The organism is Pseudomonas sp. SZ57, assembly GCF_009495975.1.
In the GTDB taxonomy this organism is placed as follows: Bacteria; Pseudomonadota; Gammaproteobacteria; order Pseudomonadales; family Pseudomonadaceae; genus Aquipseudomonas; species Aquipseudomonas syringae.
Map to the genome: position 1 here is coordinate 660,993 of NZ_WIBD01000003.1, position 18,716 is coordinate 679,708.

An 18,716-nucleotide genomic window follows, 5' to 3' on the forward strand; every position below is an offset into this window, starting at 1 on the left:
TCATTGGACCTGATCAACACCAGTCTCACGTCCAAGATTTTAAATCCTTCCCTTCGCGATTCCAATTGCGACATCAGCGCCTTTACCTCCTGCATCTTTAGCCCCGTTGGTGCCGATGGTAAGTCCTGTCATGAGTGAACCAAGTTGCATCCCGCTCCAGCCCAGCGCGACTACCCAAAACCCCGGAAGTGCTATAAACATTGCGCCCATCACAAAGTCCAGCAGTAAGTCTCCTTGGGCATTGCTGGCCCCAAACACTGGGTCAAAATTGGAGTGGGGGACGTTGCTGCCGATCCCGTTTCCATAAAGGGCGTCTAGAATCGTGCTGTCCACCCAGCGGGCCAGCTGGAACCAGAAGTCGACAAAGATCAAAGCGAACGCCGCAAAAGTAATCGTCATCACGACCTTCAGATCAAACATTCCGATTACCATGACAAATGGAATGCTGATGATGAGAGCCATCTTTAGGAAGGCCATCACCATGGGCGCTGCTTGCCTTACACTGTCCATGGCTGGATACATCACAAGAGATCCTGCTGCCTGACCAGCTGTAGCTGCAAGGCGTGTGAAGTCATTTAGCACAGAGCCACCGACTTGACCGCCATAGTCTGAATAAACCTGACCCTGGGTCAGTTGCTGCTTCCTCGGAGAGACCAGATCCCGGATGACCGAGTCGCTCACTTCGGTCTGGGTCATGAATTTTGCCCACTGAGCAAGCTTGCTCAGCAGATCTGGACTGACCTGTTCCAGCAGCCTGGTTCTGAGCCCGACGCTTTCATCCGACCACCATTGAGTGCATGTAGGAAACCCACCACCACCAGTGGTTTGTGGCAGGCCCGCGTCCCGGGTTGCGTCATAGGGCCATTTGGTTCGGGGAGTGTGTGACCTGAACCCAGAGAAACCATCGCTGTAATAGCCGGATGTTTGCAGAAAGAAGTGCGAACCGATCCAGTTGACGTCGTTGAGTTGATCATTGCTGAGGGTAGGCTGGGTCATGAACAGCTTTGCGCGCGCACGTGCGTAGCAATTGTTCGTGAAGTCAGCGACCTCCTGGGCAAGCAGCGGGTCGTTAATACGAGCCTTGTTGACGTCCATCCGGACCTGTTGCAAGTCCACTCCACAGGGAATAGCTGCAACTGAGGCTGCAGTTGCTGCCTTGGACATCGCATGCACAAATAGCCACCAGACGGGCACGGTGGCGCTTTTGCCGTTCAGCGTACTGAAGGAGGTTTCCCAGCCTGTGTCAGCTGGATTAGGTATCGAGTATTGGCATTGATCAGAGCGGCTTCGGTCGAACTGGATGGTATCGATGCTGACGTTCACCAGAGGCATGCAAGCCAGGATGATGACTAGGATTGCCGTGTAGAACCGGTTTTCTACTCGGGCCAACGAGAGGACGCCCTTGTTGCCCTCATCAGCTCCCTCACCGCGGGCTCTGAGCCATTCGCTGATGACAATGGCGGCAAAGGGGGCTGCGAAGAGTCCGCTGTCCTCGATCATGTTCCAGATGCCGCCGTTGATGAGCCATCCGACCAGCGTCAGGTAATACTCAAGGTAGTCATTCGTGTGCAAGATCATGGCAGGTCAACTCCCGCTACATTGGCGGCGCGCCGAAGCTCGAAAAGGAGGATGACGAAGATGGCCATGACCTCGCAGCGACGAAGTCCCGAGGGGAATAGATTAGTGTCTAATGCTCGCTGTTTAAGGGTGCGCCTTAGCCTGTACCAGCCGAGCCCTATCGCCGCATAAAGCGACAGCCGCCAGGCCAGCATGTAGTTGTAGTGCGCTTTTTGCCATTCCCTGAACTGCTCAATATCTCCAAAGAAATGTACGATGGCTGTCATGAAAATCACAGCCAGAACAATGGTCAGCAAGACCGGCCAGGTGAACGACACTAGCGCCTTTGCGCCCCTACGTAGCCATCCCTTGGCAACCGGCAATGAACTCATGATCAGTTACCTTTCTCAGGGTTCTGCAGCTGATCGAGGCGGTCGGGCGTTGGATCCCCTTGAAAGATGCCTTTGGAGCTGTCCTTGCGGCTCTGAGCCCTCTGTAGGATGGCTGTCGGTGAGTTGCTGGCCAAGCTGCGACGCATATCCAACTCGGTCTTGAGGTTATCAATTTCCTGTTGCAGGCTGCTGTTCTGCTGACTGACCGCCTGCAGGGCCACATCGTTGGCGGCAATGTTCGGTTCTTTGCTGCCGGTGAACATAGTGCGCTGAAGCAGTAGCGCTTTGCCGAGAACCTCAGATAACGCTACCTCTGAAGCAAGACGTTTTGCGAGAATGTCCTGGTCATGCTCAGTCCTGAGTGCCTCGACCACTCCACGGGTAACAGGCAGAGAATCGCTGCTCGCTGCAGTCAAGTTTTCTGAAGTGAGGGCCTTGCTGCCCGAGATCAATTCCTGCAGCGCCTTGAGCTTGGAGTCGTAGGATTCCTGTATGAGAGGTGTGAGGCCAACGCCGGCAGTGGAGGTTGTTTTGGTGCAATCCTCACAAGTGCGTTGTTGTTGCTCTCCCAGTACCCGGTTGGCGAACGTGGTAGCTGCCTGAGGTGAGGACCAGGTGGAACACACCATGCCGTTGTTGCAGGCCGAAGGACTAATGGAGGATGTATCGGCAGCACTGCGTCCGTTCAGCAAGTTGTATCCCGCGCGAGTAACGTCGCCTACGACCTTAATAGGTTGCTGGCCAGATCCGCCGGCCTTATTTCCTCCGAGCCACGTGATCCCGTCATTCCCTCCTTGTTTTTCGACCTGCGCAACGGCTGAGACAGCATCTGTGTTCCCGTTTTTCACCGCCTGACTCATAGCCTGGCCTTCGGCGATCTTGTTCCAGCCCATCTGACCTCCAGCGACATCGAGCATCTTGTCGGCAATGGCGCGGCATGTGCCTTTGGAGCGGTCGAAGTCAAGACGACCTTGCAGAATGCCGTTTGTGAGGAGGTTGTACAAAGCCGGGTTAGCACGCTGAATAATCAGTCCTGGCAGTGATGAAACGGCGCTGGTTGCGTTAGAAATCATCGACCCCATGATCGTCTGAAATCCAGAAGTTGCTCCATTCAACTGATTCTGGAGCGTGTTGTTCATGCTCATGTTTCCGCAGACCAGGTTGCTGTTCCAACCTCCGCCGATGCTGATGCTATCCATATTCCCCGCCGTACCCATTGTCACAGCGTTGCCGCCTCCAACGCTGTAGAGCACGTCGTCACCGATCACGCTGCCCGATGAGCTTGCACTGATTCCCGGGATTTCGGCGAGAGCACTATGGGCTGTCAGGGTGCTCATGAATGCAATAGTCAGAACGGCAGCGCGGCGCATAGTTGAAGTCCTCTTGATCATCATTGAAAGTCCGTACTGCCAAGAAAGGTTTGTCCTTCCCGCTTGCAGCAGGAATACGGGCGCCATAACGCCCAGGCGTAACCACCATCGGTTGCCTGCACACGGGGTTGGGAGTTTGGAAATACCGCGCAGCTTTGACTGAGGGTCGGCGTGAGCTCTTGCCACTTACCGGTGGTAGCGTCGGTCTCGATCAATTCTCCTGCCGGCCAGTAGCCTGGCTGCGGCTGTGCCAGAAGCGGTTGATAGACGTGGACCTGACCGCTGCGAGTGACCACATCACCGGCACGCTGCGCGATCACGGATGCTGCCTTGTAATCGTCGGCTTGATGGATAAAGCCACTGCGAGGGTAGACGCTTCCCCACATGTCCCCTGAGGTGAGGCCACCCACCTCTCGCCGGCCGGGAATCAGAGCTTCCGGATACGCAGATTCTGGAACGCCGTAACGCCAGGCGACAGTGTCCAAAGTGCTCAGCAGGTAGGGCATGTAGGGCGTGGCAGCACCCTGGCAGGCATAGCCCGAGGCGCTGGCAAACTTACTGAATGTTGCTCCTCCGGGGTGGCCTATGACGTCAGCGTTTTTGAATTTAGCCAGGCTATCTTCATTGTTGTGATTGGTGGTTCCGTCACCGCCGTCCTGGGCAAACGAAGTTGATGAGCTCAACGAAGAGACCTCAATCCACGGGTTTTCACCGGTATTCGAGTAGCTTGAGACCACGGCGTCTGGAACGAAGTGACGAACCTTGGTCGACGTCTTTACCTTGCATCCAAACGGGGTGCAGAGCAGCCAGTAGCAGATTCCGACCACCTTATACTCCAGGCAGTCAGGCGACAGGGTTGAGGCGACCAGGGTGGCAGATGTCACCGTGCCCGCTGCTGCCGGCCAGGTTGAGATCGACAAGGCCAAGGCTGCCCAGGCTGGAGGCTTTCGCAGGTTCATCGCGGGGCGTCTCCCTGGCCAGATGCGTTCTGAGGTTTGGCGGCGGCGCGCCAATGGGCAATGCGATTTTCGGCTGCCGTAGCGTTGGTTTCCCCGTACACAACAAACTTGCGGTCGACCACCACTGCAGGCACCTTAGTTACCCCCATGCTCCAAGCGTCTACGAGGTCTTGTTGAGCTAAAGCCTGATCTCGTTGCAAGCGCTGCGCATCGCTGCTCTTGAGGCGTTGCTGCATGATTGCGATGGCTTGTTGCTGATTAGCCGGCAGTCCTTCAGAGAGCTTGGCCTCAAGCCGTTCTGATTCGTCCAGGATGATCAGCCGGACATGTGCCGGTGCCTGGACTGGGTGGTTCCGGTCAGTAACGATCCACGTCTCCGCGTTAGCGAGGGGGACCTGTATGGCCGCGATCACAGTCAGGATGGTCATGCGGTTCTTGCAGCTGAAGCGATAGGTTCTGGAGGGGGGCATTAGGCAGTACCTGCAGGTGGTGTCAGGTACAGAAAACGCGATTAATGAACTGTCGTCAGTAGGAAACCGTTATCGGGACGGATAGGGTTTGAAGTGGGTATCAGCGCGGATTTACGGCTGAAGCTGATCTGGAGCATAACTGGAGCGATTAGTACGCAGCCGTAATTTTTGACCACCTAACCGGTGGCAGCCGCGCAGCGTAAGTGTCGTTGCCAGCGACGCTCAGTACGTTGCACACGATTGCATCGGTGTCGCGAAGGTGCGGAAGATCTGCGTTGCGAGCTATATATCGCCGAGTGAATGGCATGCTTTGGCAGGGCTGTGGTGTTGCGGACTCAACGTTGAACAGCCTGCGCCCTGACAGCGAGCTTGTAAAATTACCAGACCGGTATTACCTCAACCATAGCCGAGTCGGCCACCAGCAAGTCCGATAAATATTCCGCCGGCAAGTGGTAACCTTTTTGAAGCTCGGCCACGGGCAGACCTCACCAGAAATCATCGGGTCGCCCCATTCGTCTACCGGCACCTTGGGTTTTCCGGAAAAGCTCATACACTTGCCCTACAGGCCAAGGAGGACTGCTCAACATGACCGATGAACAAGGAAAGGTTGTTTCTATGAAAGAGCAGCTTAAAGCGCGCCAGACCGATGCCAGACGTAGGCAGCAGCTCTTTGATAGAAGGCTTGAGGACGCACACGCAATGGCGCTCATGTTTATGCGCAACCAAGGTGATCATCTGGCGACGATCAAGGCTGCGCTGAAAGTCGCTGACCGGTACGTCGTAACACTGAGGGAGTGCATCCATGTACTGGGAGGCAGTAGTTTGGAAGTCACCGCGACCTTCCCAGAAGGGAAGAAGGCGATAGATAAGCTCTCGCAGTGAACTGTTAAAAGTCTGAGCCTCACAGAGCCCTGCCCAGCGCGGGGTATACCATCCTAAGCAGCTAGCTCCACTGAACCGGCTTTTCGTGTGGCTGCTGCCCTGTGCCCGAGCCGTGAAAAGCAGCCTAAAATTCATGGTCCACCCGGCTAGTGGTACATGTACGTACAAGTAAAAATCAAAAGTATCTTTAAATAATACCCCATTAATCTGCGACGCTTTACCCTGTAGAGTCCTGAATTGTCGGCGGCTCAAATACGATCCCGACGATGAAAATTGATACGATTCCGTGAGGAAAATGCATGCTCGATAACAAGTGCGTCATCATCATCGACGAAACGTTGCCGCTTGGGGTCATCGCTAATACCGCGGCGGTTATCGCTGCCAGCTTTGGAAAACTTTACCCGCAGATGGTGGGCGAAAGCCTTATCGACTGGCAGGGACATGTACACGGTGGTATCACTACAATCGCATTGCCGATCCTAAAAGGCTCGGCAGAGCTACTCAAGAAATTGCGGGAACAGTTGCGCGAGTTCGAGCCAGAAATAATAGTCGTTGATCTCATTAGTGCGACTCGAACAACTCGCTCTTACGAGGAGTATGCCGAGGTCCTAGCGCATGGTCCAGATGACGCAATTCAGTACCAAGGACTTGGGATCATCGGTAACAAGAAGTTGGTAACAAAACTTACTGGCAACCTGGGCCTTCTACGCTGAGCCAAATGCTCTAGGTCATCAGCCTACTATCTGCAACGGAGATGCAATATGAATGAGAACCATAATGATGTAGCGGCCCATCCGCGTTACTTGATTCCGGAGAGCACCTATGCGCATGATCATCCGGAAGTGGTTTACTGGACCAAGCACTTCATGGCAGAAGCAGAAAAGCGCAATGTGTTTACCAATATCCAAGCGACATTGAATGTTCATCGCTCGCTTATGGCGGCAGAGACTATGGCTGCCGCTTGGTACGACTTCACTCGATATGTGCCGACTTTCATCACTAAAGCTGTGGCGCAGACTGACGACCCTGAGCGGCAGCACCATCTGATCCAGATCGCCTATGATGAACTAGGTGGTAATGATAAGAACTATATTCATTCGAAGTTGTTCTTGGAAGCCTTAGATAAGGCAGGTATAAGGCTCGCTTCAAGTTCATCTCCATCTTCTATCAAGGAGATTCTCAAGGTCTTAGACGAGACGCTGGTTGGCACAAAGAGCCAGTACGGCATTGTCGGTCTTCTGCTCAGCTTTGAGATCATCGCAGAAGAAAATATTGAGGCTTTGTTTCAGAGTCTTTGTTATGACGAAGCGAGCGAGTTAGCGTTGGCCGCTACGCCGTTTTTCAAGATACACCGTGCCGATGAGACTGAGCACATCCGTCATTCTATTGCGAACTTCCTTCGCTTTTGCAAGACCGAAAGAGCTCGCGAAGAGTTTCGTGTGTCTTTCGACCAAGGCATCGATTTCTGGCACCGTTTCTGGGACCAGTGCGCGCGCCTGGTAAATCTCGAAGCGAATTCGCGTTCCTGCGCCTGAGCTCGTCCCTACACCCGCTGCAATTAATCAATCAACCGGATACTTAATCCGGTTGATTGACAGTTCTCACGCCGGAGATTTCCAATATGAAGACTGTCGTATTCATCGAAACAAACTTCAGTGGACTCGATGCTATTCGCTATTGCAACGAAGCGGGCTACCGCTCTGTATTGGTGACGGATAGTGTCGAGCGCTTTCGGAAGTGGTTCCCTGCGTCTGTTCTATACAAGCTTGATTTGGCTGATGCGATAGTTTCAGTAGACGATTCCAACGACTTCGAACAAGTACGCGCTGCTATTGAGACGCAGATAGGCCAAATTGATGCTTTGTTGACCTTTGCGGAGATACGTACTGCAGTCACAGCCAAGTTATGCGCACATCTTGGTCTTCGCGGGGCCGATCCAGAAGCCATCGCTATAGCACAGGACAAGTACCGATTCCGTCAAGTCCTGCAAGAGCGAGGTGCGGATAGCGTCAAGGCAGTGCGTATCGAAACAGTCGAAGAGTTACGTTTGCTTGGCGAGTCCATGACCTTTCCCTGCTTCCTAAAGCCGGTACAAGGGCACTCCAGCATTGGCGCTATATCATGCGCCAGTAAGTCCGATATTGAGTCAGTAGTCGCTCGACTTAGCACGATTTCCGAAGACTGGATTTCAACGGCCTTCGTTGTCGAGGAGTTTCTTTCTGGTGACTTGGTGAGTGTAGAGATGCTTACTACGTCAGCGGGAGAGCATCAATTAGTCGGCGTATCTGACCGTGATGTCGTGCATGGCAGCGTTGAGATAGGCGCATCCTTCCCTCTACTTAACGAACACTTGCACGAGATTCAGTCTAAAGCGTGCTCGGCTCTGGACGCAATCGGTTATAACTTCGGGCCGAGCCACATCGAGATTATAGTCACCGCCGACGGCCCCCATTTGGTCGAAGTGAACACTCGTGTCGGCGGCAGCGGACATTCTATCATGCTCGACTTAGCGAGCGGCCGCTCTATCGTTGGCGACTGCATCGAACTCTGTTTAGGTAGTCTGGTACCTCTGCGCCCACTTTATGAGGCGCACCAGGGCGCGGCTTGGAAATGCCTAGTCAGTGAATTGGAGGGTGTAATAGCTAGCCTGCCTTCAGTAGAGTCGATAAAACAAAGTTTTCCGTCTGTACGCGAGGTTTGGCTGCACCATGAAGTGGGTGACAGCATAGACGGTACGCACTCCAACTACAGCTGGATCTTGCAGGTCATGTGCGTAGGCCGTGATCAGCAAGAGGCCAAGAGCAACGCAGCCCAAGTGATAGACTTTGCCTCTCAGCGTACCTCTATAAAACAGCAGGAAATGGCATGATTGGGCTCAATAGGGGGCGCCTCAATCTGCTATTAGGCAGCGCGGCGTTTACACTCTCTTCGGCGGGCTCGGTACTGTTGCACATCGTCCTAGCGCTGGCCGTCTATAAACAGACAGGTTCAGCGCTGTTGACCTCGCTGTTTGTGTCGCTGCAATGGTTACCTGCGTTCTTGGTGGTGCTCTTTCGGAGTGATTGGGAGCACGGGCTTGATCCACGTGCACGCTGGTATCTCCTCGATCTGCTCTCAGCCGTGCTGACACTCCCAATATTTTTCCTCGCTGATGGGCAAAACTATTGGGCCATTGTGTTTGTTCTGCTGATCCGTGGCGTGGTAGACCAAATTAACCGCATCAACAAAACTATCGCGACGCGAGTTCTTTTTCCCAAAGAAAAGGTAACTCACTATGCGTCCTTTTTACAGTCCAGCTATCATGTAGGCATCGGTCTAGCTGCCATGGCGGGAGTTTTTTTCGCTAGCTATGTCGACCTTAAAATAGTTGTGCTAATCGACGCGTTTACTTTTGTGCTTTCAGCTGGACTTATATGGCTAACTCGCTCAATATCCGGACTAGTCAAGGCGGATGCGGTTTCTAATGGCTCTTTGTTCGCTCGCTTTCGGGAGTATCGTCAAGCTCTATCCAATGATCCTCGTCTACTCCTTTGCGCTGCGTTGATGCCTTTGACGGCAACATTCTTCCAAGGGACCTACAGCGTACTGCAGCCGATCTTCCCTGTGTCTCGTTTTGGATTGGATGTGTCAGCAGTATCCATATCGTACGTGCTGGCAAGTATCGGTATCGTAATCGGCTCATGGTCATTCAGCCTATTTTGTAAAAAGTTTAGGCTCTTTGAACGCTCTTTTTATAACTCTAGGATGTTGGCGATAGGTTGCTCAGCGCTTGCTGCTGCGTTATACGTCGGCGTTGTTAGCGCACCTACTCCGTTGCTTAGCGCAGTATGCTTTTCGCTGATGATCGTGGTCTTCGAGTTTCTTTGGATGATGGGCTATGCCGGTACCGTAGCCTTCGCCCCCGCCGGCCGGCTGGGCTCTATCTTCGGCATCTCATTCGCTCTAGGTTGCTTGTTTGCTAGTCTCCTTTCGACGCTACTTGGCTTCGTATTGGATTTCTTCGGTAATAACTATTTTTACCTCATCGCTTTGCTGATGTTCGCTTACTTGTCGTGTGTCGCACTTTTATTGCGGCCTGAGCAGAATGTTGCAGCTGTTGCTGTCCAGGATTAATACAGAATGTTCTAACTGAACAACCAAGAAGGAACGGCAGAAATGGGTAACTGGATTACGTCTGAGTTGTGCGAGCTGAATGAAGAGAATATGAACCTTCTTCTCGATTTTAAGATCCCGGGAATCATTGTCAGAGGATTTCTACCCATTGAGTTGTGCAAGGAAGTCGCAAAGAGTCTTGTGGCGCTAAGTTTTGAAAACTATGACCACCTTAAAGAGATTCCCGTTAATCACATTGGGCTTTGCCATAACCAGTGGGCGAACGATCAAAAAGACGTCTATTTCGGAAAAAAACATCAGGCCCAGCAGGTGATCGACAACATCTATGAGAAACTGAGCATTGATCCGGTCAAGATGGTCACCGAGGCGCTCACTCAAAGAAGTGGCCGTCAGGCTGCTATATTCGAAGAGCCCGGTTTCGGTAGCTACTTTGCTGGTGCTTTCCGTAGCTTCCGCGGACACGGAAAACTTCACGTCGATCATGCGCCCACCCACATACTGAAGCCTTGGGCAGTCACTGAGATTAGCCGGCAGATGACCTGGAATCTCTATTATTCGCAGTTGGACAGCGGAGGCGAACTCGTCATTTACGACACCATTCATACGTCTCAGAACGAGCCGATGAAGGTGGCTGGGGACTACTACTTTCCTTACGAAGTTCTGGAGAGCAAGGACCGCATAAGTCTTATACCTAAAGTGGGCGACCTGATCATTTTCAACACGCAAAACTTCCACGAAATCTTAGGCAACAGCAGTGGCGGTCATCGTGTCTCACAGACCTCATTCATCGGCTTAAAGGCAGATGGTTCATTGGGATTGTGGTCGTGAAGGCTTCGTACGGTTCAGGTAATGGAGGCATGAAAGTGAGATTATTCAGGCATATGGCCTTCGGTATAGCAGGATTGCTTTCACTGCCAGCGCTAGCCGCGCAGACGCTGGTTTACTGTTCTGAGGGGAGTCCAGAGGCACTAAACCCGCAGCGCACTCTGTCCGGTACAGCGCGTAACGCGACTGCTACCACTATCTACGATCGTCTCGTCGATTTCGAACCTGGCACTACCAATGTCGTACCCTCGCTGGCGGAAAGCTGGACCATTTCCGAGGATCGCAAGGTCTATGAATTCAGTCTACGCCGCGGGGTTAAGTTTCAGAAGACGGATTATTTCACCCCGACGCGGGAGCTGACGGCAGACGACGTGATTTTCTCGATCAACCGCCAATTCGACTCCAACCATCCATACCACAGCGTTGGCGGCGGAAGTTATCAGTACTTTCAGGGCATGGGTATGGATAAGTTGATTGATCGGGTTGAAAAGCTTGACGAGCATCACGTACGAATTGTTCTTAACCAGCCGGAGGCGCCTTTCTTGGCAGACATGGCGATGCCTTTCATGTCCATTCTGTCTGCTGAATACGGTGAACAGTTAATGGTGCGCGGTACACCTGATGAGATAGACCAGTTGCCGATCGGCACAGGTCCTTATCTCTATCGTAGCTACCAGAAAGACAGTGTCCTACGTTTCGCCTCGCACCCTGGCTATTGGGGAGTGCCAGCTAAGATAGACAACCTCGTGTTTGCGATCACTCCCGACCCTAGTGTTCGTCTTCAGAAGATGAAGACTGGTGAGTGTCAAATCGCTGTTTCGCCGGCACCGGCCGACCTTGACGCAATACGCAAAGATAAACGCCTGGTTCTCGATGAGGCTGAGGGAATGAATGTCGGCTACTTGGCGATGAATGTACAAAAGGCCCCGTTTAACGACGTAAAAGTGAGGCGCGCCATTGCCCATGCGCTGAATAAACAGAACTACATCAATGCGGTTTATCAAGGGACAGGTGAAGTTGCTATTAACCCCTATCCGTCCAGCCTGTGGTCATATACCCGTAATGTCTCCACTTATAATTATGATCCTGCTATGGCGCGTAAGCTATTGACCGAAGCCGGCTATCCCGATGGATTTAAGACCACGTTATGGACCTTACCCGTTAGCCGTCCTTACAACCCTAATGGGCGCAAAATGGGAGAGATGATGCAAGCAGACCTAGCTCGTGTGGGTATACGGGTGGAGCTTGCTACCTTCGATTGGGGTACCTACCTGGACAAGGTCAAACGCGGTGAGCATCAGATGGTCCAGTTAGGTTGGTCCGGAGATAATGGCGATCCCGACAACTTCCTCTATACCCTGCTAAGTTGTGATTCAGTCACTCGGGGGTCAAATAACTCGCGCTACTGCTCGGCAGAGTTTGATCGCTTGATCAGCCAGGCACGTGTCGAGTCGGACCAAGCGTTGCGCGCTAGCCTCTACCAACAGGCGTTAGGACTATTGAGCCAGGACGTACCGGTAATTCCTATCGCACACTCGAAGGTGTACAGGGTGCTAAGCCCTAAGCTGGCAGGGTATAAGATGAATCCATTCGACATGGATTACTTCTCCCAGCTGTCGTTGCGTGATCAATGAGGTGGTGGATGGCTCGTGTGCAAGGGCTATTCGGGGTGTTGCCCACTTTACTCGGCATCAGTCTAATCGCTTTCTTCGTGATACGCCTTGCGCCCGGCGATCCGGTTCTACTGATGATTGGCGAACGCGGTGCAGACCAAGCTCAGTACGCACAGATGGTCGAGCGCCTCGGACTCGATGAGGCGCTACCGCTGCAGTATTTGCACTTCATTGGGAACGCGTTGCTTGGCGACTTGGGTACATCCGTGGTCAGCGGTCGCACGGTGCTTTCTGAAATCTTATCGAGGTGGCCAGCGACTATGGAACTAGGGTTCGCTGCGATAGCGATTGCTCTAATAGTCGGTGTGCCAGCGGGAGTGCTCGCTGCGGTCAAGCGCGATACCTGGTTCGATCGATTGGTAACGGTGATTTCTCTGATCGGTTATTCGATGCCGATTTTCTGGCTGGGATTGGTGCTCATCCTGATGGTTTCAGTCTTGTTAGGCTGGACCCCTGTATCCGGCCGTCTTGGAATCGAGTATGAGGTTCCTGTTAGGACCGGCTTCCTGTTAATCGACACTGTATTTCCCGATGTTTTTCGGACCTATGGTCTGGCTGCGTTCTTCAGCGCGATGCATCACCTCATTTTGCCGTCTTTAACCATGGCGGCGGTACCGTTGGCCGTGTTCGCTAGGATTACTCGCAGCAGCATGCTTTACGTTCTCGGCGAAGACTATATCCGAACCGCTCGCGCCAAGGGCTTGGCCGAGCGACAGGTGATCTGGAAGCATGCGTTAAAGAATGCTTTGTTGCCGATCATCACAGTAGGTGGTCTGTTCTTCATCAGCGCTGCTATAGCCGGCGCGATTCTTACCGAGTCTATCTTCGGGTGGCCAGGTATAGGCAGCTACGTTGTCAGTAGTGTTAACGCCCGTGATTATCCAGTAATCCAAGGCTGCATCCTATTAATAGGGGTGCTAGTGGTCGTGACAAACCGGGCAGTTGACCGGCTCTATCGCATGGCCAATCCGAAAATGAGGAGCTGAGATGCGCAACGTCTTGCCATTGTTTCCCTTTTCTCTAAGTAGTTCTGGATCCCTTGGTCTGCTTACGATCTTAATAATTATTGCGTTCTGCCTCTTCGGTCCGGTTCTGTTTGGGCTAGAACCCTATGAGATGAGCGACGACCTACTTTCAGTTCCGAACTGGCTAGGTGGCAATGGCGGCGTCCTGGGTACCGACGACTTGGGACGCGACCAGCTTGCACGGCTGGTATATGGTGCGCGCAGCTCGCTGGCCATAGGTGTAGTAGTGGTGCTTATTTCCTGCACTGTCGGTTCGCTGCTCGGCCTCTACGCCGCCTGCTTTGGCGGTGCGGTTGATCGAGCTATTACGCGCCTTGTCGACGTGATTATGTCGTTGCCTAGCATCTTGCTAGCAATCGTAATCGTTGCGGTACTTGGGCCTGGGCTTGTAAATGCGATGTTCGCCGTGGCTCTTGTCTCCATGCCTCGTTTCGTAAGAATCGTTCGTGCAGTAGCGCTGGCGGAAATGCAGAAGCAGTACATCTCGGCCGCACGAACTTGTGGTGCATCGACGCAACAAATTATCTGGAGTGAGGTGCTGCCCAACTGTTGGGGAGCAATAATCGTCCAGGCGTCGCTGGGGTTCAGCGACGCGATCTTGGAGATTGCCGCCCTCGGTTTTCTGGGGCTTGGTGCACAGCCGCCCACCGCAGAATGGGGCGCAATGTTGGCCGACTCGCGCGCCTTCATTGCTTCCGAACCACAACTAATGTTATTCCCTGGGCTGTGTATCTTCCTGACTGTGATCAGTTTCAACCTGCTTGGCGATGCATTGCAGGATCTCCTTGATCCTCGGTTGGGGGGCAGACGATGATCCTTTCGGTGGAGAAGCTTTGCATTCGCCTGCCACTGGCAGGTCAGATGCGCTACATGGTTCGCGATCTCAGTTTCACAGTCGCCGCAGGCGAAACCTTGGGCATTGTAGGTGAATCCGGATGCGGGAAAAGCCTGACCAATCTCGCACTAATGGGACTATTGCCGACAGGGGCTGAAGTGTCGGCCGAGCGCCTCGATTTGTGCGGTCGAAATCTACTCGCATTGTCAGGAGCTAGCGACTGGAGGAAAGTACGCGGAAGTTGTGCAGCGATGATCTTCCAGAATCCGATGAGTTCTTTGAACCCCGTAATGACGATAGGCGCGCAATTGGCGGAGGCCTTGTGGCTGGCCGATCCGGACGCTTCTCGGGCTACAGTTCGCGAGACGTTGCTGTCGCTTCTTGACCAAGTCGGCATTCCACGTCCAGCGGCGCGCGCTGCGGCCTATCCCCACGAGCTTTCTGGCGGGATGGCGCAGCGAGTGATGATCGCAATGGCCCTAGCGCTAAAGCCAGCACTCCTAATTGCCGATGAACCGACTACCGCACTTGATTCCACTACCCAGTGGCAGATCATGGATCTGCTCTTGCGTCTTCGGGATGAGAAAGGTATGGCCATGATGCTTATATCCCATGATATTGGTTTGGTCAGTGCCTACGCCGATCACGTCCAGGTCATGTACGCCGGTGAACTCGTCGAACATGGTCCTGCTAACGAGTTGCTTGAGCAACCTAGGCATCCCTACACTCGTGGCCTGATTTCGTCTCAGCCTGGCCACGCGGGCAGAGCGCGCAAAACTCTCCTCCCTGCGATCGGTGGGCAAGTTCCTTCGCTTAATAGCGAAACAATTGGTTGCCGTTTTTCCAGTCGCTGTCCATCGGTTAGAGAGCAATGCGGCGTGGAACAAACGCTTCGTCGTCCGCCCGGTACTACGAACGTTATGGTCCGTTGCATTCATTGAGGAGAAGCAAAGTGCCTAGTCAAAATGTGCTGTCGTTCGAGGGGGTGACCAAAACTTTCGAAACCGCTTCTGCTACAGATGCAGTAAAAGCCGTGAGCGAAGTTTCTTTGCAAGTAAGGCGTGGTGAGACGCTGGCGATTGTCGGCGAGTCCGGCAGCGGAAAATCCACCCTAGTGCGTCTGCTGATGAAACTCGAATCGCCCAGCTCTGGGCGGATTTTTTTAGATCAAGGCGGCGTAGCCTGTGACATCGCTAAAATCGCTACGAGTGATTTCTATCGTAGGGTCCAGATGGTATTTCAGGACCCCTACGGTTCGCTGAACGGGCGTAGGCGCGTATGGGAGATAGTGAGCGCTGGAATGGCTTACTTGGGGTTGAAACGCACGCGCGCTGATCTTCGCGAAGCCGCAGAAGAGGCTTTGGCGTCGGTGGGGCTGCCTGCAGCATATCTGGACACCTATCCAGACCATCTGAGCGGTGGTCAACGGCAGCGGGTCTCCATAGCCAGGGCGCTAGCGGCGAGGCCCGAGATTTTAGTGCTGGACGAGCCGCTTTCCGCGTTGGACGTCTCGGTACAAGCACAGATCGTCAACCTGCTATTGGAATTGCAGGAACGTATGAAGTTGACTTATTTGTTCATTTCACACGACCTCGCCGTCGTCCGACACATCGCTGACACAGTCGCTGTTATGCGTTCTGGGCAGTTGATTGAGGTCGGACCAGTCGAAGATGTTATCGATCGCCCCGCACACTCTTACACCCAAGCTTTGGTAGGGGCCTCATTCGCTGTCCGATCAGTACGGTCTGAGCCTAGAGAGCAGGGGCTTTTTCCGGACGTAGAAGCTTCGTCTATGCAGATTAGAGGTATCGCATGAGTAAGACTTTGGCGCCTGCACTCGGGTATTTGACGTTACAAGTACGCTTCAACGGAGTGTGCCACTCAGGAGTCTGCGACCCCCAAAGAACTCTGCTGGAGAATATTGAGGCTATGGGGCTTCAGATCCGGAGCGCTTGCCGGCGCGGACGCTGTGGATCTTGCAAGGTACGGCTTGAGGTCGGGGGATTGCATCCGGAGCGGCATATTCTTGAAGACGGTTACGTCTTGTCCTGTTGCTCCCTTCTCACCAGCGACGCTTCAGTCGTGGTTGACTACACCTGTAAGGACTCTCAATGATCAATTTTCAAAGTATTCTCGGACGTCGCTCTCAGCCTCTGATCGGCGGCGAGATAGACCGCGACGAGTTGCAAAGTATTCTGTCTTGCGCTTTAACCGCGCCAGATCACAAGCGGCTCAGACCTTGGCGCTATATCGTATGCCATCCTGAGCACAAGGAGGTCTTGACTTGGTTGATCGTATCCAGCTTGCCGGAAACCTCTGCGGACCTGCGAGAGAATCAGGTAGAGCAGGTTCGGCGCAAGCTTAGCTTTGCTCCGCATATTGTAATCTGCTTGCTAGAAATTAATCGCTCTTGCACAGTGCCTGAGGTAGAGCAAGTGCTATCCGCAGGCGCGGCGATTCAGAACATGATCATCGCGGCCGAGGGACAAGGCCACAAATGCTATTGGAAGACAGGAGAGTGGGCATATAACATGAGATTACACGAGAAACTTTCTCTGAATCCCGATACCATCATTACTGCATTCCTAGGCTTCGGCAAGAATGCCGAGACTGCCCATAAGCCTAGGTCGGTCGAGCGTGCGGCATACGCCGACCATTTCATCTCGGTTGAAGAGCTTGTCACCCCGGCTTATTTAGCCGAGGCTGTTGAGCTTGGGGTTCCTAGATTCTGATCACGCTGCGGAGAACATGAAATGGAGTTTGCATTAATTTTGACGATGAGCATGTTTTCGCTAAGTATGTCCATCTCCCCTGGCCCGGTGAATATGGTCATAATCGCCTCCGGGGCGAACCACGGCTTCTGGAGGACTTTTCCGTTCGTCTCTGGGGCGACCATTGGGTTCACGCTGCTGCTGATCTTCGTAGGGTTTTGGTTCCTCAGAGTAATTGAGAGCTACCCCGTGTTTTTTGAGTACCTAGGCGTTGCCGGATCAGTCTTCATTATTTACGTAGGCTACAAGATCGCCTCGTCGCGTCCTGAGTTGGTGGTGGAGAAGGGTGATGTCCCTAGCTTCATGCAGGGTTTCTTGCTCCAGTGGCTCAACCCTAAAGCATGGATCGCCTGCGCTTCCGGCGCAGCGCTTTTCTCAAGCCCGCACACGCACACCACGCTGATAACCTTTATGTCGATTTATTTTGTAGTTTGCTACATATCGCTAGCTGCTTGGGCGGTGCTGGGAGATCGAGTTTCAGTTCTGCTGAACGGCACCATGCGCATTCGTATATTCAACCTGTTGATGGGCGGTATGTTAATAGCTACCGCCTTTTACATGCTCTACCTGCAGTTCTTCGCCTCTACTCCAGCGAACGGGAGCTGAACGAGTCGTATATGTTATTAATAAGCGTATATGCGATGCTGCTAGTTGTAATGTTTGGCGGCCATACAGCATACACTTTCAAGGGGTCCAGTATCCACTCTGGAAGTACCGCAACGATCTCATTTTGTTGAATGCCTTGGCTGCTTAGGAAATTCGGCGGAGCAGCGAGCCCGACCTTGAGTTGAGCAAACCGGTAGGAGGCCTCCACGCTGTCCACGCGAAGGTGAGGAGTATACTTTATTTGTGCTACCTCGCCGCTCCCCACGTGTCGGAACAACCTTGTGTTTGGGCGCATAGTAAGGCCAATCCACTTCATAGCTTCGAGATCGCGAGGGTGTTCAACTGGCTCGCTTTCGGCTAAAAAACTTTTGGATGCAATTACTTGGCGAGGCAATGTAAATAGGTGGCGCGCTTTCAGTGAGCTATCAGGTAGCTCGCCGATGCGGAAAGCAACGTCGATGCTCTCAGCAATTATGTCGTGGCGACTGTCGTTGCAGGAAATGCTAAGACAGACATCAGGGTGCTTTTCAATGAAATTTACTATGTGTTTAGTAAACTCACTGTTTATGAAAACGGCGGGAATAGAGATGCGTAAATTGTTTTTGGTTGAAATGGAGCGTTGTTTGAAGTCGATTACGCCTTTTTCGTAGAGCTCTAGCATGGATTTCGCAGTCTCTAAAAGCTTAGCTCCGTCGTCAGTAAGCGAAAGCTTACGAGTATTACGGTAAAGCAGTGCGCTGCCTAAGTTTTTTTCCAATTTGGATAGATGTAGGCTTGCCGTCGCTGTTGCAAGTCCTAGTGCTTCAGCCCCGCCGGATATTGATCCGACCTCTACGATTTTTGCGAATACTATCAAGTAACGTATATCTTCAATCATCGGTCTTCAACTCAGCAACTGCGCATCTACGTTAAGACTTTGAGTCCTTTCTACCGATAACGTAACATTCTTGATGATCTCAGGAAATGATTTCGCCAAAAAAAAGTCGTTTTTTGATAAGAGCTGGTCGTATGCTTCTAAAAAAGTCTTTTAATATCAATGGCTTAAAATTGCTTATGAATGTGAATAATTTTGGCATGATCGCACGCCACTTCTAATCACCGAGTCAGGAAAGTAAAGCGTAGGATTGATAATTGTAAATTTTCGTTGTGACATCAAATACCCAGCGGTAATGTTTCGCTGAAACCGCGCAGGAATTTAGGTCGTGTAAATGAGTGCGTGGGATCATTAGACCCACTAC

20 protein-coding genes are annotated in these 18,716 nt (G+C 52.7%); 14 read left to right on the forward strand and 6 right to left on the reverse strand.

The window, feature by feature from the left end:
- Positions 1-39: 39 nt before the first annotated feature.
- Genes GE543_RS06690 through GE543_RS06710 form a run of 5 tightly spaced genes read right to left on the reverse strand, consistent with a single transcriptional unit; the run spans position 40 to position 4,748 of the window.
- Entirely contained in the window at positions 40-1,578 is a 1,539-nt protein-coding gene (locus GE543_RS06690; RefSeq protein ID WP_058443972.1) for a conjugal transfer protein TraG N-terminal domain-containing protein, read from the reverse strand.
- On the reverse strand, positions 1,575-1,949 hold the full coding sequence (locus tag GE543_RS06695; RefSeq protein ID WP_153221032.1) for a hypothetical protein: 375 nt from the start codon (positions 1,947-1,949) through the stop codon (positions 1,575-1,577). Before GE543_RS06695 ends, GE543_RS06690 begins: the two co-directional genes overlap by 4 nt.
- 2 nt (positions 1,950-1,951) lie before the next feature.
- A complete protein-coding gene (locus GE543_RS06700; RefSeq protein ID WP_178118551.1) occupies positions 1,952-3,343 on the reverse strand; it encodes an integrating conjugative element protein in 1,392 nt (463 codons plus the stop codon).
- Positions 3,340-4,278, reverse strand: coding sequence for a TIGR03756 family integrating conjugative element protein (locus tag GE543_RS06705; RefSeq protein ID WP_058443978.1), 939 nt, complete (start codon positions 4,276-4,278; stop codon positions 3,340-3,342). Before GE543_RS06705 ends, GE543_RS06700 begins: the two co-directional genes overlap by 4 nt.
- Entirely contained in the window at positions 4,275-4,748 is a 474-nt protein-coding gene (locus GE543_RS06710) for a TIGR03757 family integrating conjugative element protein (protein ID WP_153221033.1), read from the reverse strand. Before GE543_RS06710 ends, GE543_RS06705 begins: the two co-directional genes overlap by 4 nt.
- A gap of 585 nt (positions 4,749-5,333) precedes the next feature.
- On the opposite strand from GE543_RS06710, the gene GE543_RS06715 reads away from it, so the two are divergent.
- From GE543_RS06715 to GE543_RS06780, 14 genes are all read left to right on the forward strand, one after another.
- The gene (locus GE543_RS06715; protein ID WP_054078788.1) at positions 5,334-5,630 is read left to right on the forward strand and encodes a hypothetical protein; all 297 of its coding nucleotides are present in this window, start codon (positions 5,334-5,336) and stop codon (positions 5,628-5,630) included.
- 299 nt (positions 5,631-5,929) lie between these two features.
- Positions 5,930-6,343 carry a DUF2000 domain-containing protein gene (locus GE543_RS06720; protein WP_054078789.1) on the forward strand — a complete coding sequence of 138 codons (414 nt, stop codon included), beginning with the start codon at positions 5,930-5,932 and terminating at the stop codon, positions 6,341-6,343.
- Between the two features lie 48 nt (positions 6,344-6,391).
- The gene (locus GE543_RS06725; protein WP_054078790.1) at positions 6,392-7,165 is read left to right on the forward strand and encodes an iron-containing redox enzyme family protein; all 774 of its coding nucleotides are present in this window, start codon (positions 6,392-6,394) and stop codon (positions 7,163-7,165) included.
- An 86-nt stretch (positions 7,166-7,251) separates the two neighbouring features.
- A complete protein-coding gene (locus GE543_RS06730; RefSeq protein WP_153221034.1) occupies positions 7,252-8,499 on the forward strand; it encodes an ATP-grasp domain-containing protein in 1,248 nt (415 codons plus the stop codon).
- A complete protein-coding gene (locus tag GE543_RS06735) occupies positions 8,496-9,743 on the forward strand; it encodes an MFS transporter (RefSeq protein WP_153221035.1) in 1,248 nt (415 codons plus the stop codon). The genes GE543_RS06730 and GE543_RS06735 overlap by 4 nt, the downstream gene beginning before the upstream one ends.
- Positions 9,744-9,785: 42 nt before the next feature.
- Positions 9,786-10,571, forward strand: a complete 786-nt coding sequence (locus GE543_RS06740; protein ID WP_153221036.1) for a 2OG-Fe(II) oxygenase — start codon at positions 9,786-9,788, stop codon at positions 10,569-10,571.
- A gap of 29 nt (positions 10,572-10,600) precedes the next feature.
- Entirely contained in the window at positions 10,601-12,202 is a 1,602-nt protein-coding gene (locus GE543_RS06745; protein WP_153221037.1) for an ABC transporter substrate-binding protein, read from the forward strand.
- Positions 12,199-13,227, forward strand: coding sequence for an ABC transporter permease (locus GE543_RS06750; protein ID WP_218571918.1), 1,029 nt, complete (start codon positions 12,199-12,201; stop codon positions 13,225-13,227). Before GE543_RS06745 ends, GE543_RS06750 begins: the two co-directional genes overlap by 4 nt.
- Before the next feature lies 1 nt (position 13,228).
- Positions 13,229-14,080 carry an ABC transporter permease gene (locus GE543_RS06755; RefSeq protein WP_153221039.1) on the forward strand — a complete coding sequence of 284 codons (852 nt, stop codon included), beginning with the start codon at positions 13,229-13,231 and terminating at the stop codon, positions 14,078-14,080.
- Entirely contained in the window at positions 14,077-15,042 is a 966-nt protein-coding gene (locus tag GE543_RS06760) for an ABC transporter ATP-binding protein (RefSeq protein ID WP_153221040.1), read from the forward strand. The genes GE543_RS06755 and GE543_RS06760 overlap by 4 nt, the downstream gene beginning before the upstream one ends.
- An 11-nt stretch (positions 15,043-15,053) precedes the next feature.
- Entirely contained in the window at positions 15,054-15,917 is an 864-nt protein-coding gene (locus GE543_RS06765; RefSeq protein WP_178118552.1) for an ABC transporter ATP-binding protein, read from the forward strand.
- Positions 15,914-16,216 carry a 2Fe-2S iron-sulfur cluster binding domain-containing protein gene (locus tag GE543_RS27770; RefSeq protein ID WP_081004065.1) on the forward strand — a complete coding sequence of 101 codons (303 nt, stop codon included), beginning with the start codon at positions 15,914-15,916 and terminating at the stop codon, positions 16,214-16,216. The genes GE543_RS06765 and GE543_RS27770 overlap by 4 nt, the downstream gene beginning before the upstream one ends.
- Positions 16,213-16,833, forward strand: coding sequence for a nitroreductase family protein (locus GE543_RS06775; protein ID WP_153221042.1), 621 nt, complete (start codon positions 16,213-16,215; stop codon positions 16,831-16,833). Before GE543_RS27770 ends, GE543_RS06775 begins: the two co-directional genes overlap by 4 nt.
- 21 nt (positions 16,834-16,854) lie before the next feature.
- The gene (locus GE543_RS06780; protein WP_054078800.1) at positions 16,855-17,478 is read left to right on the forward strand and encodes a LysE family translocator; all 624 of its coding nucleotides are present in this window, start codon (positions 16,855-16,857) and stop codon (positions 17,476-17,478) included.
- Here the strand turns inward: GE543_RS06780 and GE543_RS06785 are convergent.
- Positions 17,456-18,355 carry a LysR family transcriptional regulator gene (locus tag GE543_RS06785; RefSeq protein WP_153221043.1) on the reverse strand — a complete coding sequence of 300 codons (900 nt, stop codon included), beginning with the start codon at positions 18,353-18,355 and terminating at the stop codon, positions 17,456-17,458. The two genes, GE543_RS06780 and GE543_RS06785, sit on opposite strands and share 23 nt — an antisense overlap.
- Between the last annotated feature and the right edge of the window lie 361 nt (positions 18,356-18,716).

Bases quoted from the DNA above. Each gene is read 5' to 3' on its own strand.
- GE543_RS06690 (WP_058443972.1), bottom strand. From the start codon at position 1,578: ATGATCTTGCACACGAATGACTACCTTGAGTATTACCTGACGCTGGTC.
- GE543_RS06695 (WP_153221032.1), bottom strand. From the start codon at position 1,949: ATGAGTTCATTGCCGGTTGCCAAGGGATGGCTACGTAGGGGCGCAAAG.
- GE543_RS06700 (WP_178118551.1), bottom strand. From the start codon at position 3,343: ATGATGATCAAGAGGACTTCAACTATGCGCCGCGCTGCCGTTCTGACT.
- GE543_RS06705 (WP_058443978.1), bottom strand. From the start codon at position 4,278: ATGAACCTGCGAAAGCCTCCAGCCTGGGCAGCCTTGGCCTTGTCGATC.
- GE543_RS06710 (WP_153221033.1), bottom strand. From the start codon at position 4,748: ATGCCCCCCTCCAGAACCTATCGCTTCAGCTGCAAGAACCGCATGACC.
- GE543_RS06715 (WP_054078788.1), top strand. From the start codon at position 5,334: ATGACCGATGAACAAGGAAAGGTTGTTTCTATGAAAGAGCAGCTTAAA.
- GE543_RS06720 (WP_054078789.1), top strand. From the start codon at position 5,930: ATGCTCGATAACAAGTGCGTCATCATCATCGACGAAACGTTGCCGCTT.
- GE543_RS06725 (WP_054078790.1), top strand. From the start codon at position 6,392: ATGAATGAGAACCATAATGATGTAGCGGCCCATCCGCGTTACTTGATT.
- GE543_RS06730 (WP_153221034.1), top strand. From the start codon at position 7,252: ATGAAGACTGTCGTATTCATCGAAACAAACTTCAGTGGACTCGATGCT.
- GE543_RS06735 (WP_153221035.1), top strand. From the start codon at position 8,496: ATGATTGGGCTCAATAGGGGGCGCCTCAATCTGCTATTAGGCAGCGCG.
- GE543_RS06740 (WP_153221036.1), top strand. From the start codon at position 9,786: ATGGGTAACTGGATTACGTCTGAGTTGTGCGAGCTGAATGAAGAGAAT.
- GE543_RS06745 (WP_153221037.1), top strand. From the start codon at position 10,601: ATGAAAGTGAGATTATTCAGGCATATGGCCTTCGGTATAGCAGGATTG.
- GE543_RS06750 (WP_218571918.1), top strand. From the start codon at position 12,199: ATGAGGTGGTGGATGGCTCGTGTGCAAGGGCTATTCGGGGTGTTGCCC.
- GE543_RS06755 (WP_153221039.1), top strand. From the start codon at position 13,229: ATGCGCAACGTCTTGCCATTGTTTCCCTTTTCTCTAAGTAGTTCTGGA.
- GE543_RS06760 (WP_153221040.1), top strand. From the start codon at position 14,077: ATGATCCTTTCGGTGGAGAAGCTTTGCATTCGCCTGCCACTGGCAGGT.
- GE543_RS27770 (WP_081004065.1), top strand. From the start codon at position 15,914: ATGAGTAAGACTTTGGCGCCTGCACTCGGGTATTTGACGTTACAAGTA.
- GE543_RS06775 (WP_153221042.1), top strand. From the start codon at position 16,213: ATGATCAATTTTCAAAGTATTCTCGGACGTCGCTCTCAGCCTCTGATC.
- GE543_RS06780 (WP_054078800.1), top strand. From the start codon at position 16,855: ATGGAGTTTGCATTAATTTTGACGATGAGCATGTTTTCGCTAAGTATG.
- GE543_RS06785 (WP_153221043.1), bottom strand. From the start codon at position 18,355: ATGATTGAAGATATACGTTACTTGATAGTATTCGCAAAAATCGTAGAG.